Here is a 15,661-nt window from a genome sequence, read left to right as displayed (position 1 = left end):
AACCCCCCGATAATCTGAATGAATATTTTAATTTTAGTTGAGGAATCGTCAGAAGATGTGGGTTTCGACAAGAATCTCAAACAATGGCTTAAAGTTTCTTCTCAAAATGGTAAGAAGTATAGATTCTTGGTTTTGCTCCTGAGTCACCCATCTGTTATTCTTGATAGAAATCTGTTTCTCCTGGTTGGCTGGTATCCACAGATAATGATTGAGTGTACCTGATCCGAGGTGAAAATGGCTATATAACTATGGACGTAGTTTCCACAGATCTCCCGGTTCAAAGATTAATTCGAGTTGATATCCTTTCTGTTCGAGGGTTTTTCGTAAGGAAGTTGAAGGTCGAAGGATGAAAACCCTTTTATATTTAGGAATCAAAGATAACTGGGGTTGCTGACTCATTAAGATAAATTTAACGTCTTTATCGAGTAAATAACTTAATGAAATTGTCTCTCCAAAATTAATATAGTTATCCCCTTGATCGGTGACAACATAAGGGAAATTAGGCACATTAATCTGACGAGCAATTTCGGGATTCCAATAGCTGAGGCTTTTAGACCACCAAGTTTCTGAATAAGCACTCAGACTCGCAGAAATAATGCTAGCAGTCAAACAAAGTGCTAACATTCCTCGCCACAAACCCACGCCATCAACCCATGAAAATCTACCACTATTAATGTGAACAGCAAATAAATAAGTTACCGCAAGTTGAATACCGGGAAAGCAAGAAACGAGATAACGAGTAACAGATGAACGTTGTCCTCCCATTAGTAAATCGGGTAAAACTAAAATCAGGAAAGGGACGAAAATTGAAGTGAGAATAAATTGTCGAGTCAAGGCAGGTGTTCGTTCACAAACTTGATACAAACCGATTAGAATAAGAGTTAAAAATGGTAGTCTTAAGAGATAAGTCCAAGGATTATTAAATCCAAAATCAATATCGATCAATAGGGAGGTAAAGCTGAGTATCCAATATTTGATTAAATCTAACAGACTGAGAGAAGCTTGAGTCCAATTGGTTGTATCGATTGCTCGTTGCAAATTGGAAATCATCACATGAATCCAAGGACTGAATAAAATCACAGCGACAACTAAAGCACTGAAGAATTTGAGCAATAAATAGAGGGAGTCTTTTTTCAGTCGAGATGAAGAAACCAGGAGAAAAATATAGGCAAATTGAGCAATAATAGTTAAGCCAAAAAAAGGATGTGTATAGAGTCCTAACGTACAAGCTAAACTATAAAGCCCCCAAAATAACCAACCGCTTGAACGAATTGATTTGAGGAGTAAATAATTACTGGCAATGATGAATACAGTGAGTAAACCATATTGTCGTGCAGTTTGAGCATGGATAATATCAATAGGAGATAAAGATAAAAAGGCTGTCGCTAGTAAAGCTGTGAAATGAGAACCAAATAATTCCAAAGCTAAACCGTACATGAACGGTAATGCCAATAAACTCAATAATGCAGGTAAAAAACGAGATGCGGTTATCGAACTTCCAAAAATAGACATCCAACCCCGAGCCATGAGAAAGTAGAGCGGAGGATGTTGAGGATCATCGATAATTAAGGAATTTATCGTATCGATAAAGTTGGTATTAGGTTGAATGCGTTGGTAGTTTAGGAGTGAGGGGGCTGCAACAATTTGATTATCAAAAAATTCGGGATAAACTTTTGTGAGCGTCAATCCTGATACCCTAAAGTTGGTATAGACTTCATCATGCCAGAATACTTTTCGATCTAGTTCTATAAAACGAAAAACTACACCGATAAGAATAGAAATCACTAATAAAATGACAAGATATCGATGCCGAGTCCCTGTAAACAACTTATATCGAGAGAACATTTTTCAATCAAAAGTTACAATGATAAATGATACACTCTCCAATGCCGTCACGTTTAATTTTTAGCGTGTATTTCTCAGCATTGTTGAGAAATGAGCTTAGTTTATCATATTTTGGCAGATCTATAGAAGGGAGTGAGCCGTTTCTCGGGCATCCTCCCCTGTGTTTGACTCTCCATCCTGTTTTTGATGAAAAAGTTCTGGCGATTGTCAATGAATAAGTGACTTTTCAAATCATGGATAGATTCAACAACGAACCAGGTGTTGCTGTAAAATTTTCATTAATTCTTTTTCATTCCAGGGTTTAGTAATGTAGTCATTTGAGCCTAATTGTTTTGCGAGTTTCCGATGACGCTCATTATTGCGGGAGGTGAGGATTAATACAGGCAGTACATCGCTTGAAAATTGACGGCGACAGTGACCTAAAAATTCAAATCCATTCATTTCTGGCATTTCTAAATCACAAATCACAATTGCAACTTGACTTTGTTTTTCGAGCTGTTTTAATCCTTCTTTACCATTGTTAGCTTGCAGAACATGATATCCCTCTTTTCGCAACATTGTAGATAAGGATTGACGAGTGGTAATCGAATCATCAATTACTAAAACTGTTGAAGATTTTGAAGGATTAGATTGAACTCGATTCGGCAATATTTTTAGCTGATTAACAGCAGATTGCTGTTGTTGATGCCAATAGGCTAATAATTCTGGACTATCAATCACAGGAACTAAACGACCATCTCCTAAAATCGTACAACCGTAGAAGTAGGAAGGCGAATTCAAGATTTCACCAAAAGGTTTAATGGTTAGGTTTTGTTCCATTAAAACCTGGTCTATTTTTAAGGCTACTGTGTCTAATCCTTGGGAAATTAAGAGCAGTATATAATTTTTATTTACTGTAGATTTTTCATTTATTTTTAAATTAACATGATTATTTTTTTGATTTAATTTTATTTGATTTGGATAATTATAGTTCAATAAAACAGACTGAACTAACGGGATTTTCTGCCCACACCAATTATAGAATTCTCGTTGACTATCTATCTGAATATCTTGAGAAGATGCTGAGACAATTCCGGCTAAGGTATCTAGAGGAATCGCAAATAAACTTTCAGCAATTTCAAAGACTAATAACTTTGTAATGGTCAGCGTCCAAGGTAAACGTAGAGTAAACGTTGTGCCTTTTCCAAGTTCTGACTGAATGGTAATATATCCTTTTAAGGCTTCAATTTGATTGCGAACCGCTTCTAAACCGACTCCTCGACCTGATAAATTGCTAACTTTTTCCCTTGTTGAAAAATCTGGATAAAACAAGAATTCATAAATTTGATTTTTAGATAGTTTTTCTGCTTCTTTACTGGAAATTATGCCTTTATAAATGGCTTTAGAACGAATTTTTTCAAGATCAATTCCTTGACCGTCATCTTTGATTTCTAAATAGGTATAGTTTCCCTGTTGATAGGCTTTTATTTCTATTTTTCCCTCAACGGTTTTTCCTCTCAACTGACGAACTGCGGGGGGTTCAATTCCATGATCAAAAGCATTACGAATGAGATGAACTAAAGGATCATATAATTTCTCTAAAATTGCTTTATCAACCAAGGTTTTTTTACCTTTAAGTTCGAGTTTAACTTGCTTTTGTTCACGAATTGATAAATCTCGAATCATCCGAGGAAATCGATTCAAGAGTGACTCTACAGGTAACATTCGGGTTTCTGTCAGATGCTTTTGAAGCTTGTGTAAGGTTTGTTGGCGTTTTTTAATAATTTGTTGACTTTGAAGGGTTAACCACTTCATATCATAAATCACTTCTCGAACTTGATCCAGTTCTTCTAATGTCCTTTGAACTAAAACATTAATGGATTTGGAGACTTGACGATCTTCCTCTTGATTAGATTGATCATTAGAACGATAAAAATCTGTATGATTTTGAGCTTTGACTAAGCTTTTCCGAAGTTGATCTCGAAGACTCTCTAAGCGTTCAAAAGCGGTTTGTGATTTTTGATTATTTAACAGGAAACTATTGTCTTGAGTTGCAAGTTCTCCCACTAAATTATTAATCAGATCCAAACGACTCACATCAACTCTAACCCCCAATGACATGGCGGAAGAAACTGGGGAAGTCACTGGAGTCGGAGAAGCTATTTTTTGAACTTCTTGTTGAACTTCTGATTTTTTATCTGTAAGTATCGTTTTTTGTACTGTCCAAAATTGCGCTAAAGCCAGTACACCAATTTTTAAATGAGAGAGCGGATTAGTTTCTAACTGGGCTAAAGTTGTTTGAGCGATCGCGCAAAACTCTGGTATATTTAACATATTTCCCAAAGTAGCGAACATCTCAACCTGAGTTTTAATTTCTTCGCTAATATTAGATTTTGGTTTAACTTGTGAACCGTTTAAGTTGACCTCTTCTTCATCGCTAACTTTCTCAAGTTGTTCATCTAAAAAGCAAAGATTGTTAAGTTTTTCGGTGTCTTCGAGAGAACATCCGAGTTTGGTTTCTAGTTGCTGTAAAATCGGAGAAATCGTGGCGATCGCCTGTTGATTATTATAGTCACCAGATTCGACTTTTTCTAACAGTGGAACTCGGAAACCATCAAAAGCTTGTAACAAAATTTCAGCCAACTCTGAACTTCTCAACTCCTGTAGAGATGTTTCATTAACTTCTTCTACCTGAATATCTTCTTCGTAAACTTCTTCTTGACTTCTATCTTTTGTCAACTCAATTAACGCCAAACTCAGTTTACCTCCTTCACTTCGATCCCCTTCTAAAACAGCTTTTTGTCCGGTCCAAAGATCGGTTAAAGCGACTTTTGAAATTTCTTGATAAGAATCAGGATAAAGTTGTAAAGCCTCTAAAGTGGTTTGAGCGATCGCAGTAAATCCAGACAAGTTTAACATACTCCCCAAAGTTGCTAACACCTCAAATTGAGCGTGTAATTCTTCTTGAATATTTTGAGGAGGAGAAGCCAATAAATCTTGAATACGGCGTAAACCCGCAGGAACTTCTTGATCAAATAGAAACAGCGTCATATCCATTTCTAGGGGAACTTCAGGAAGTTCAACCGCTTCTTCGAGGAGATATCCGAGTTTAGCTTCTAGATTCTCAACAATCGGTTGAACCCGAGTCAAGGGGCTTTCTTCGTCGCAGTAACCCGTTTCAATTTGTTCAATAATCGGTGATTTTAAACAATCAAAAGCCTGTAAAAGTAATTCTTCTAATTCTAAATCAAAAACCGTATCTTCTGGATATAAAGATCGAATCCCATTTTCTAATTGATGAGCAATTTGTTGAATTCCCATCAAACCCACACAAGCCGCTCCCCCTTTAATTGAATGAGCCGCCCGCATCAGTCCATGAAGTTTTTGAATGTCATGGGATTGAGAAAGATTCATCAATCCCTGTTCTAAAATTTGTAATAATTCCAGAGATTCTTGTACAAAAAATTCGTAAGATTTGTCTTGAGTAATCGTTGACATATTCCTCTTTAAAATAGGTATTTTTTTGATGAAAGCGGAAAAATCAATTGTAGAGGCGGGTTTAGAACAGTGAACAGTCTTGTAGGGGTAATTCATAAATTACCCCTACCAGCTATCAGTTCTTTTGGTTATTATCTGTTTACTGTTTACTGATCACTGATAACGGGTTACTGTTCTAACTTTCAACTTTGAACTGAGAAACACCCGTTTGCAATTGACCTGCAACCCCCAACAATTGAGTAAATGAATCCGCCACTTGCAGAGATTGTTCAGAAGTCGAACGAGCGATCACAGCCACTTCTTTAATCGTCTGAGAAAGTTGACCTGAAGTTTGCGCTTGTTCGGTTGCAGAATCGGCAATTTGTTCAACCAAATCTCGAATAAAATGACTAACCTCCACCAATTCTGTTAACGTTTGACGAGTTTGTTTAACAAGCTGAGTTCCCGTCATTACCCGCTTTAAACCCACTTTCATCGCCCTGACAACTTCATGAGTTTCAGCTTGAATTTCCTCAACAATTTGCTCAATTTCTTGCGTCGCACTCGCGGATTGTTCCGCTAAAGTTCTGACTTCAGTGGCGACTGTGGCAAATCCATGACCATCTTCACTCATGCGGGTACTTTCAACAGAAGCATTCAAGGCTAAAACATGAGTTTGATTGGCAAATTCATTAATTAAATTCACCACCCGAGAAATTTTCTGAGAAGCCTCTCCCAAATTTTTCACTTTTCGAGCGGTAATATAGACTGTTTTTTGGATGGCTAAAATACTCTCAACGGTGTCATTCATATCGTGATCACCTTTTTGCAAAATCTCCGATGCTGATCGCACTTTTGACTGAGCCGCCTGAGCATTTTTAGCCACGGCTTGAATTGAATCTGCGATGATTGAAATTTGATTCAGTGCGTTATTCATTGCATCAGCTTGACGTAGTGCTTCATTGGATAACTTCTGAATATCTTGTTCACTCGCCACCGCCGTAGACGTCACCACATTCGCCCCCGATTGTACTTTTAAAACAAGCTGTTGTAAACTTTCAATGGTGGCATTAAAAAAGTCGGCAACCGTTCCCATGACCCCTTCATTCACTCGCGCCCGAACCGTTAAATCTCCATTAAACGATGCTTCAATATCCCCTAAAAACGCTTCGATTTGAGACTCTAATTGTTCTTTTTCTTGCTGTTGTTGAATACGGGCTTGTTCTGCGATCTGACTGGCTTGTTGAATTTGAGTTAATAATTGTGCCTGTTCCAGTGCATAACCGACTTGTAATCCCACCTGTTTAAACCCTTCAATTTCTGATTCAGTCCAGTTATACTTTTCAAAACATTGATGAGCTTCAATCAATCCATACAAGCTTTGATTGACAAAAATCGGCACACTCACTAAACATTTAACTTGCCATTGCTGAAGTTGCTCCTGATAAACTTTAGTTAGAGGGGCCTTTTCTAGATCTTCAATCACCATGATTCGGCTTTGGCGATAGCGTTTCAACAGTTCAACGCCCAGTGGTAAACGCAGCTCATAAAGCGGTTGACGGTCTTCTTCTGAGTTTGAGTCTTTTTCAGCCAAAATTTGAAAACAATAGGGTTTAACAGCCTCACAAGTCAGCGTCACAGCCGTTTGACCGTTCTGCTCCTCGTTAAAGCGATAAATAACAAGGCGATCAGCTTTAATTAATTCTAGGGATTCTTCAACAGTTGTCTGAAAAATCCGTTGCGGATCAAGAGATTCACGAATCCGAGAACCAATCACACTTAAAAGTCGTGCTTGTTGAGTCGCAGCCTGTTGTTCTTCGAGTAAGAAAGCTTGATCCAAAGCATAACCAATTTGAATCGCAATCTGCTGAATTAACTCAACTTCGTAGGGTTTCCACTGACGCGCATGGGTACATTGATGCACAATTAATAACCCATGTAATTTTTGTTTGGCAATAATCGGCGCCACCACCATCGCCTTGACTTCAAAAGATTCTAACTGACCGACTTGACATTCGGTTAATTCACCTGAATAAACATCGTTGGTGACTTTAACTCGACCTCGAAAATAGGGTTTAATGTAGTTTTGCGCTAAACAAAAGTCTTCAACTGCTAATCCCAAAGTTTTTGTCAGTTCCGCATTCACAGATTCGGCGACAATTGTTCCCGTCCAATTGGGATTAAATTGATTAACAACAACCCGATCAACACCCAAACTCTCTTTTGTTTCTTCAACGGCGGTACTCACAATATCTTTGTAGTTGAGAGATTCGCGAATGCGAGAACTAATAATATTTAAGCGACGGGCTTGTTCGGCGGCGTTTTGCTGTTTTTGTAATAGCAATGCTTGATCAAGCGCTAAACCCACTTGAATCGCCAGTTGTTTGGTAAAGTTAATATCCGACTCGCTCCATTTACGCGGACTTGAACATTGATGAATAATTAACAATCCATGTAGTTTAGTTTCCGCAATAATCGGTGCCACGATGTTAGCTTTGACACCCCAAGGTTCTAACATTTCAGCGTAACATTCCGCGTGTCCTGACTCCTGAAAATTATCTACAGAGCTAACTCGACCTCGAAAATAGGGCTTGACAAAGTTGTTAGCAAAGCAAGGATCACCCAGTTGTTTTCCTAAAATTACAGGCCATTTACTATCAACAGATTCAGCAACAACTTTGCCTTCCCAATTTTGATTAAATTGGTAGATAATCACTCGATCTGCTTTAATAGCCTCTCGGGTTTCTTCAACCAAAAGATCAAACACTTCTTCGGGGTTGTAAGAGTTGCGAAACTGAGTCGTAATTTCATTCAGAAGTCTGGCTTTTTTGGCGGTGGCTTGTTGTTGTTCGAGGAGATAGGCTTGATCGAGGGCATAACCCAACTGCACCGCAACTTTTCGCATTAAATCTATTTCTAATTCTGTCCAGGCTCTTGGCGCTGAACATTGATGAGCAATCAATAATCCCATCAATTTTCGGTTCACTAAAATAGGCGCAACCAGATTGGCTTTCACTCCAAAAGGTGCTAATTGACTCAGATAACATTCCGTTAAACCCGCTTCAAAGATGTTTTCCGTAGCGGCGACTCGTCCGCGTAAATAGGGCTGAATATAGCGTTGAGCAAAGCAAGGATCATCGATTAAGGCTCTTAATGCAGTCGGCCATTTACTATCAACAGATTCAGCAATAACAGTCCCTTTCCAATTGGCATCAAATTCATACACTAAAACGCGATCGCTGTGGAGTGCAGCCCGGGTTTCTTCGACAGTGGTGGCTAAAATATCCTCAACTTCAAAAGATTTACGAATTTGAGCGTTAATATGGTTAATTTGTTGGGCTTGATGAGTAGCGGCTTGTTGTTTTTGGAGGAGCAAAGCTTGGTCAATCGCGTAACCAATTTGAATCGCCAATTGACGGAAAAATTCGATTTCGGCTTCTACCCACACCCGAGGTTCACTACATTGATGGGCGATAAATAATCCGTAGAGATAACCTGTGGGATTGTCTGCGCTTTTAACTAAAATTGGGGCGACAAGATTAGCTTGAACCGCGAAAGGTTCGAGTTGACGAATATGACAGTCGGTGAGTCCAGCTTCGTAAATATTGGGGGTAGCTTTGACTCGACCTTTTTGATAAAATTCGACATAGCGCTCGGCAAAACAGGGATCGGCAATTTTAGCGCCCAAAGCAGAAGGCCATTGAGCATCGACGGACTCCGCGATCATTGTACCTTTCCAAGTCGGATCGAAGCGATAAACAACCACCCGATCACTTTGTAAGGCTAAACGAGCGTCTTCAACGACGGTTTGACAAATACTTTCAACGCTGAGAGATTCTCGCATCCGCGAGGTGATAATATTAATTAGTTCGGCTCGTTCGGCTGCGGCTCCTTCTTTTTCGATTAAGTTTTGCAGTTGGTTAATACGATACTCAATATTTGAGCGTAAGGTGGTTAATTCTTGGGATAAAGCGGTGGTTTTGGCTTTTAATCCGGTTCGTTGTTGGGGTGAATAAACGGATTGGGCTTCTGCATCCACCACAATCGGAATAATCGCTGAATTATCCATCCCATTTTGAGGGTTAAACGGTTGAGTGTTTCCCGAATAGGAGGGTTTAGAATGGTTATTCGATAAGTTGCTCGAATGGGTAGGGTTTAAGGGTGAAGCTGTCATGGTTAATGGGTGAATACAAAGGGTAAGTTAATACGAAATCAGTTCTGAAAGTTGTTAATGTTCAAGGAACTGAATTAAAGCCGCATCTAAAAGGAGTAAACGTTCACCCTGGTAATTCAGCCAAGCTCCTTTTATACAGTTATTTCGAGCTGGATGATTTAAAATGGTTTCAGGTAGATTTGCTGGATAAGACTGGATTTTTTTAGTTTCACAATTCTGGAGTTGTCCGACTTGATGAATTAAAAATCCGAGAGATTGTCCTTGAGTTTTGACTTTTAAAATGCTACAAAATGATGAGCTGAATTTAGCGGTTAACAAGGGTTCAAATCCCATCCAGTAGCTGAGATCAATTGCCCATAAAACTTCACCTTGCCAGGGAAAAACGCCAACGACTTCGGCTGGCATTCCAGGAATCGGAACAATTTCATGGGGGGCAATGTTGATAATTTCAACCAGTTGCCGTGTCGGTAACATGGCTTTTAGACTAGGTGTAATCGAGAAACTCAGAAAGTTTTCAGTTTCTTGAATGCTAGATTGAGGAGTCATAATACGCAAAAACGCGAAACACCAAAAAACTCGCTTTTATACCGATAATTGATGCTATAGGGGCGGGTTTCACCTAGATGTATGTTTCTCACCAACTACCGACATAAACCCGCTCTCTCTCACTCTTCCCATCTGTAGCATTCTTGTTTAAACTTCATATTATTTGATTAATCCTTTGATCGTTTTGACAATTTCTTCTGTATTAATGGGTTTACAGATATAAGCCGATGCTCCCTGTTTTAAGCCCCAGTTTTTATCAAATTTTTCTGATTTACTGGAGCAAATGACAATCGGAATTCCGGCGGTTTTTTCCTGATTTTTGAGTTCACGACACAAACCAAAGCCACTTTGTCCGGGTAAAACAACATCCATCAAAATGGCATCAAATTTTTGTTTAGCCAGCATCGCTTTAGCCGCTTCGGCTGTAGTCACACTCAACACATGAAAGCCTGATTTTTGTAAGCATTCGGTCAAGATTTTAGCTTCAGTTGTGCTATCTTCTACTACTAAAATGTGAGCCATTTTAAAAACCTCCAAGTTCATTCATTAAAAGGCAGCTCATGTGAACCGCAAAATTTTAACAATAAAGTAGTCAGGAGTCAGGAGACAGAATTCAGAATTTAATTCTGTGCGACTGGCGGATGAGTCTTGGGGTCTAAATCGACCTTCAATTGATTTGATTGCTGACTCAGAAATTCTGACTTCTGAATTCTTCTTTAATTGCTATATCTGACATTTTTAGCGACCTTTTTAGAGAGATCATAGAGAAACGAAACACCAGATTAACCACTAACTAATAGATGCGAAAATAGACAATCAATTTCTCAACCCATTCTTGGCTCAATTTAGAAAAAAATTGAGTAGATGTGAGCGCTTGTTCCCCTCAATGGACTCGAAACAGGGGATATAAATACTTGAAGGAGCCGCAGATATCAGGCTTTGAATTATAGATGGCTTAGACGGATAAAAATGTAGTGTGCCGCTCATAATTCCCCAGCCAACCCATCGGTATCTTTAATATTCACCGACTCCGAGTTCAAAGTTATTGCTCATTTCGAGTCCCTGGTTATTTCCCTCCGTTGTCGTATCAGGTGATTTTGAGAGATATCGACGAACAATTTTCAAGGTTTCGTTAGGATCAGGCGGTTTACCCAAAAAGCCGGATGCTCCGATCAGTTTTGTGCGACTGCGATCAATCACATTATCCCGACTGGTGAGAATAATCACAGGGGTGTTTTGAAACACGGGTGCTTTTCGCAAAAACTGACAGATAGTATAACCATTCGCATCGGGCATCACCAAATCTAAAAAGATTAAATCGGGTTTGTATTTTGCCACTTGTGCTAAGGCTTGTACTGGATCTTGCAGCCCGATCACTTGATATCCGGCAGGTTCGAGGATATTTTTCATCACCTGAAACACTACTGGACTATCATCAATACAAGCGATTAACGGCTTTTGTTGATTCGGTTTAATGGACTCAAGTTCAGACTCCCCAGGGGTAGACACCCAACTGGCGGTTCTCAAGTTGAAAGTCGGGGCGGGAAGATCGGGAACGGTTCGCAACTGCACTAACCCTTTTTTGATCAAGGGAAGTAAGGCGCGAGTCACAGAAGTAACCGACTTCCCCAGACGCAGGGAGATATCCCAGAGGGTAAATTTGCCATTGAGGTATTTATCCCAACCCGATAGGGTTTCCGAGTGAACGGGTTTTCTGAGAATCGGCGCTTCTGTCGGGTTCATCGAACCTAAGCCTGCGGCTTCCCATTGCGATCGCAGTTGTGATCCTTTGGTGAGTACAGGTTCAAATTCACTGTAAGATAACCCTAAACCCAAGGAGACTTCTGAGGTAGCTTCTGGAGTCGGTTGGGCTTTGGAAATCGTATCGGTGCAGTTGAGTAAAGAAAATAGAATTTCTAAGGTGACATATCCGATAATGGTTTTGGCTTGAGTGACAGTAAGCTGTTCGTTAGCAACGCCTTGATAGAGGAGTTGATATTCCCAAGGTTTCTCGTTATCGAAGGAAACCGAATTCGGCTGGGGTTTCCAGTTGGGGCTATTTTTTTTGAGCGCTCGATGCCAACGTCGTACCCGATGAAAGTCACTCGTTGCATACAGAAGGTTGCCGTTGTAAATGTGCAGTTTTCCTTCTTTGGCGGGACTTGTGAGAATGACTTCACCCGATGCGAATTGTTGACAGAGGGTTTCTAATTTTTGAGTTAAGTTCTCTAGTTTTGCGGATTCAGCACTCAAACTCTTATCCTCCTTAGAGTTGATTAATTCCATAAAAAATGACAAGATGTTAGCTCCGTAAATTCGGAGTTTCCCCCCTCTTTTCAGCACCCTTTATTTATAAATAGCCTGTTAGCCTGATTTCTGTCCGGATGAAATTTATGGAGTCTTTTTCTGATGAGAATCTCTAATCTGATAGTTTTCCAATCTTCCGAATAAATCAAGCCGCTTGACCCCGATTAGCAAGTTGAAGGTATCCGAATTTTTGACCCATCTTTGGCGGGAAAATTCTATTTTATCAATGACTGCCTTTCACTTCCATTATACCCTTATTATAGGAATCCCGAGCAAGTTTATGAATTATTTCTAATAAATTTTTACTTTTATTCCGGTTTTCTTCCAGATTTTTCCCTTCGTCTCCAAGTTCTTTTTTATACTGATTTTCCAAAATATCAAGTTGCTTATTGTAATATTTTTTTGCGTCAAACTCGAGTTCTGACTTATCGATAAAAGGAGAAGTTCTTAAGCGGATCAGGAGATCTTGTTCTCCATTCATTTCTAGAGCAAATATTGACAAATTTTCCGTTCCGTATTCCACCTGTAAAGTTTGAAACGCTAGGTAAAAAGCTTGCCAATCTATCCCCGATTGAAAAGTAATATCAACCGTTTCTAAAGCGGGTTGAAACAGCTTCGTAAATTCTCCCACTCCCAAGGTTTTGTTAGCATCACGGGGACAACGTTCTTGTTTATTTTCTTTGAGATAAATATACTCACAATTGACTCGTTGAAGCCGAGTCGAACGATTGAGATCCCAGTCTTCAATACAAGCCCCTGTTAGAGTCGCCTCTTCAAAATTGGTTCCTAGAACTTGCGTAGCGCAGAGGTTGGCTTCAGTCAGGTTCGCTTGGCTAAAGTTGGCTTGGCTGAGATCAGCGCCCCGTAGGTTGGCTTTCCACAGATCGGCTTCACTGAGGTTAGCCCCACTGAGATCGGCTTGACAGAGGTTAACTCCCCACAGATCCGCGCCTCTGAGATTCGCTTCTCGTAGATCAGCCCCCCAGAGATCGGCATTGATTAAATTCGCTCTGCTGAGATCGGCTTTCCACAAGTTGGCTTCTCGTAGATCCGCTTCTCCGAGATCTAATCCTTCTGTACCTTGGTTGAGAATTTGCCATACCAGTTTCCATTTTTTCTCCCAACTGGTTTGCAGATCGATAATCGTTCCTTTGAGGTAAACGCCTCGAAAATCAGCTTTCCAGAGGTTCGCTTCACTGAGGTTAGCAGACTCTAGGTTCGCCCCCCACAAGTCAGCTTCACTCAAGTTAGCATTCATTAAGTTAACACCTGTGAGATCGGCACCTCGTAAGTCTGCTCTCCACAAATAAGCCCCACTAAGATCGGCATCTCCCAGGTTAGCGCCTCGTAAGTCTGCTCTCCAGAGGTTGGTATCACTTAAGTCTGTTCCTCGCAAGTCTGCTCCCCACAGATCAGCACTCCAGAGATCCGCCATCCACAGGTTCGCGCCACTGAGATCCGCGCCACTAAGATCTGCGGCTCGTAAATCGGGTTTGACTTCTAGATTGTTTTCTCTCCATTGATTCCACATCTCTACTCCCTGTTTAAGTTGGGCGAGATGTTCCTCATTAGCCATGCAAAATCAGCTCCTGATGCTTTAACTTTGTTGTTCAGAACTGCTCTGAAGCCACGCGCTTTCCTATTTTGCTCTGATTTTAAGATCAGGTGACACGCTTGAGAATTAACAAAAATGATCAACAAACTTCCTCGTCATGTTTGACTCGAGTTCCTTGTGGATCGCCCTTTCTATCTATTTCTGCTGTCTGTCAACTGCCAATCATTGACGAGAAATACGAGAAATATTTCGCAGGCATTTCCCTGCTCATTCAAGGCTTTCTGTTATCCTGACTCAACCTTTTTCAAGATGAGCAGAACAGATGTATCCTTTTGAAATATGATTAAAACTCTTGAATAGAGAGCTTTCGCTTGCTATTTGTAGACTTGTAACAATACACCCATTCTCTACTTTGAAGTGACTTGACCTCAGTCTCAACTGTTGAAGATGTAAACAGCGCACCCTATTCACTTAAGGATCATAACTGAGTCTTGGGCATTTTGTCAACGTCACTCAAATTTCACTACCCAAAAATACTGAGAACTTGAGCATACTCGATACATGATTCACTCACCAGTCACCCGTGTTTTCACTTAACACTCAACAGTAACCAGTAAACACTCAATAGTTAAAAAACTGCTCAAGTGATCACAAATTCATGGGTTTGGTTACTCGCTTGTACAATCTCTGTGAGGGTTTTACGGGTTCGTTGAACTAACTCGGTTTCCCGAAGAACTCGTTTTAAACCCACTTTCATGGCGTGTACAACCTCGTGAGTTTCTGCTTGAATTTCGGCAATCATTTCTTCAATTTCAGCCGTTGCATGACTCGACTGTTCAGCTAAGGTTCGCACTTCAGTCGCCACCATCGCAAACCCTCCTTCTTGATGACTCATCCGACTGGCTTCTACTGAAGCATTTAACGCCAAAACATGAGTCTGACTGGCAAACTGATTAATCAGTTTGATGATACGCGAAATTTTCTGAGAAGATTCTCCCAAATTTTTCACTTTTCGAGCGGTGACTCGGATGGTTTTTTCGAGGCTCAAAATACCTTCAACGCTGCGGTTCATTGCTTGATCTCCTCTGTGCAGAATCCCCGCAACGCTTTGAACTTGGGTTTGTGCCGCTTGTGCAGAAGTCGCTACTGCTTCGATAGAATGGGCGAGGGTTTGAATTTGTGCCAAAGCATCGATAATTATCTCTGTTTGCTGCACCGCTTGGCGAGATAAATGTTCTACATCTTGTTGACGTTCTGCTGCCGTCGTGGTGACGATTTCTGCACTGTGATGAACTTGAGTGACTAACTGTTGTAAACTTTCAATCGTAGCATTAAAAAAGTCTGCTACCGTTCCCATCACCCCTTCACTCACCTGCGCTCGCACGGTTAAATCCCCTTGAAAACAATCTTCAATTTGATCTAAAAAGGTTTCAATTTGATGTTCGAGTTGTTGTTTTTGTTGCTGCTGCTCGTTCATCATTTGTTCGGCGAGGCTGCGACTTTCTTGAACTTCTTGCAACAGTTGAGCCTGTTCGAGAGCATAACCAATTTGTAAACCGACTTGTTTAAACCGTTCGATTTCGGAATCTTGCCATTGATGGGTTTGAGAACAGTGATGGGTTGCGATCGCGTATAGAGTTTGATTAACAAAAACAGGAATAATTAAAGCCGCTTGCACTTCCCATTGATGGAATTGTTGTCTTTCTTCAGGGGTCAGTGAAGCTTCCATATAGCCCGATTTTGTAGGCTACTTAAATTGTGAAAAACTTGTTCCATAA

The 15,661-nt window shown here is 40.2% G+C and carries 8 protein-coding genes; all 8 read right to left on the bottom strand.

Annotated features, from left to right (window positions below; genetic code table 11):
• Window positions 1-246: 246 nt before the first annotated feature.
• Window positions 247-1,845, bottom strand: a complete 1,599-nt coding sequence (locus VB836_RS23315; RefSeq protein WP_323223009.1) for a glycosyltransferase family 39 protein — start codon at window positions 1,843-1,845, stop codon at window positions 247-249.
• A 243-nt stretch (window positions 1,846-2,088) separates the two neighbouring features.
• On the bottom strand, window positions 2,089-5,418 hold the full coding sequence (locus VB836_RS23310; RefSeq protein ID WP_323223008.1) for a hybrid sensor histidine kinase/response regulator: 3,330 nt from the start codon (window positions 5,416-5,418) through the stop codon (window positions 2,089-2,091).
• 79 nt (window positions 5,419-5,497) lie between these two features.
• On the bottom strand, window positions 5,498-9,475 hold the full coding sequence (locus VB836_RS23305; RefSeq protein WP_323223006.1) for a GAF domain-containing protein: 3,978 nt from the start codon (window positions 9,473-9,475) through the stop codon (window positions 5,498-5,500).
• A 54-nt stretch (window positions 9,476-9,529) separates the two neighbouring features.
• Window positions 9,530-10,021: a chemotaxis protein CheW gene (locus tag VB836_RS23300; protein ID WP_323223005.1), complete on the bottom strand. Its 492-nt coding sequence runs from the start codon at window positions 10,019-10,021 to the stop codon at window positions 9,530-9,532.
• A 159-nt stretch (window positions 10,022-10,180) separates the two neighbouring features.
• Window positions 10,181-10,543, bottom strand: a complete 363-nt coding sequence (locus VB836_RS23295; protein ID WP_046277114.1) for a response regulator transcription factor — start codon at window positions 10,541-10,543, stop codon at window positions 10,181-10,183.
• Between the two features lie 492 nt (window positions 10,544-11,035).
• Entirely contained in the window at window positions 11,036-12,307 is a 1,272-nt protein-coding gene (locus VB836_RS23290) for a response regulator (protein WP_323223002.1), read from the bottom strand.
• 244 nt (window positions 12,308-12,551) lie between these two features.
• Complete coding sequence (locus VB836_RS23285) at window positions 12,552-13,904, bottom strand: pentapeptide repeat-containing protein (protein ID WP_323223000.1); 1,353 nt, start codon at window positions 13,902-13,904, stop codon at window positions 12,552-12,554.
• Between the two features lie 619 nt (window positions 13,905-14,523).
• Window positions 14,524-15,612, bottom strand: coding sequence for a methyl-accepting chemotaxis protein (locus VB836_RS23280; RefSeq protein ID WP_323222998.1), 1,089 nt, complete (start codon window positions 15,610-15,612; stop codon window positions 14,524-14,526).
• Between the last annotated feature and the right edge of the window lie 49 nt (window positions 15,613-15,661).

Origin of the sequence: Limnoraphis robusta BA-68 BA1 (assembly GCF_034932365.1) — a bacterium.
Classification (GTDB): Bacteria; Cyanobacteriota; Cyanobacteriia; order Cyanobacteriales; family Microcoleaceae; genus Capilliphycus; species Capilliphycus robustus.
Note: the sequence above shows the minus strand (reverse complement) of the source record. Positions and strands in the feature narration are given on the sequence as shown.

What these genes read in the sequence shown, in the direction of transcription:
- VB836_RS23285 (WP_323223000.1), bottom strand. Translation starts at nt 13,904, where the DNA reads ATGGCTAATGAGGAACATCTCGCCCAACTTAAACAGGGAGTAGAGATG.
- VB836_RS23310 (WP_323223008.1), bottom strand. Translation starts at nt 5,418, where the DNA reads ATGAATTACCCCTACAAGACTGTTCACTGTTCTAAACCCGCCTCTACA.
- VB836_RS23315 (WP_323223009.1), bottom strand. Translation starts at nt 1,845, where the DNA reads ATGTTCTCTCGATATAAGTTGTTTACAGGGACTCGGCATCGATATCTT.
- VB836_RS23290 (WP_323223002.1), bottom strand. Translation starts at nt 12,307, where the DNA reads ATGGAATTAATCAACTCTAAGGAGGATAAGAGTTTGAGTGCTGAATCC.
- VB836_RS23305 (WP_323223006.1), bottom strand. Translation starts at nt 9,475, where the DNA reads ATGACAGCTTCACCCTTAAACCCTACCCATTCGAGCAACTTATCGAAT.
- VB836_RS23280 (WP_323222998.1), bottom strand. Translation starts at nt 15,612, where the DNA reads ATGGAAGCTTCACTGACCCCTGAAGAAAGACAACAATTCCATCAATGG.
- VB836_RS23300 (WP_323223005.1), bottom strand. Translation starts at nt 10,021, where the DNA reads ATGACTCCTCAATCTAGCATTCAAGAAACTGAAAACTTTCTGAGTTTC.
- VB836_RS23295 (WP_046277114.1), bottom strand. Translation starts at nt 10,543, where the DNA reads ATGGCTCACATTTTAGTAGTAGAAGATAGCACAACTGAAGCTAAAATC.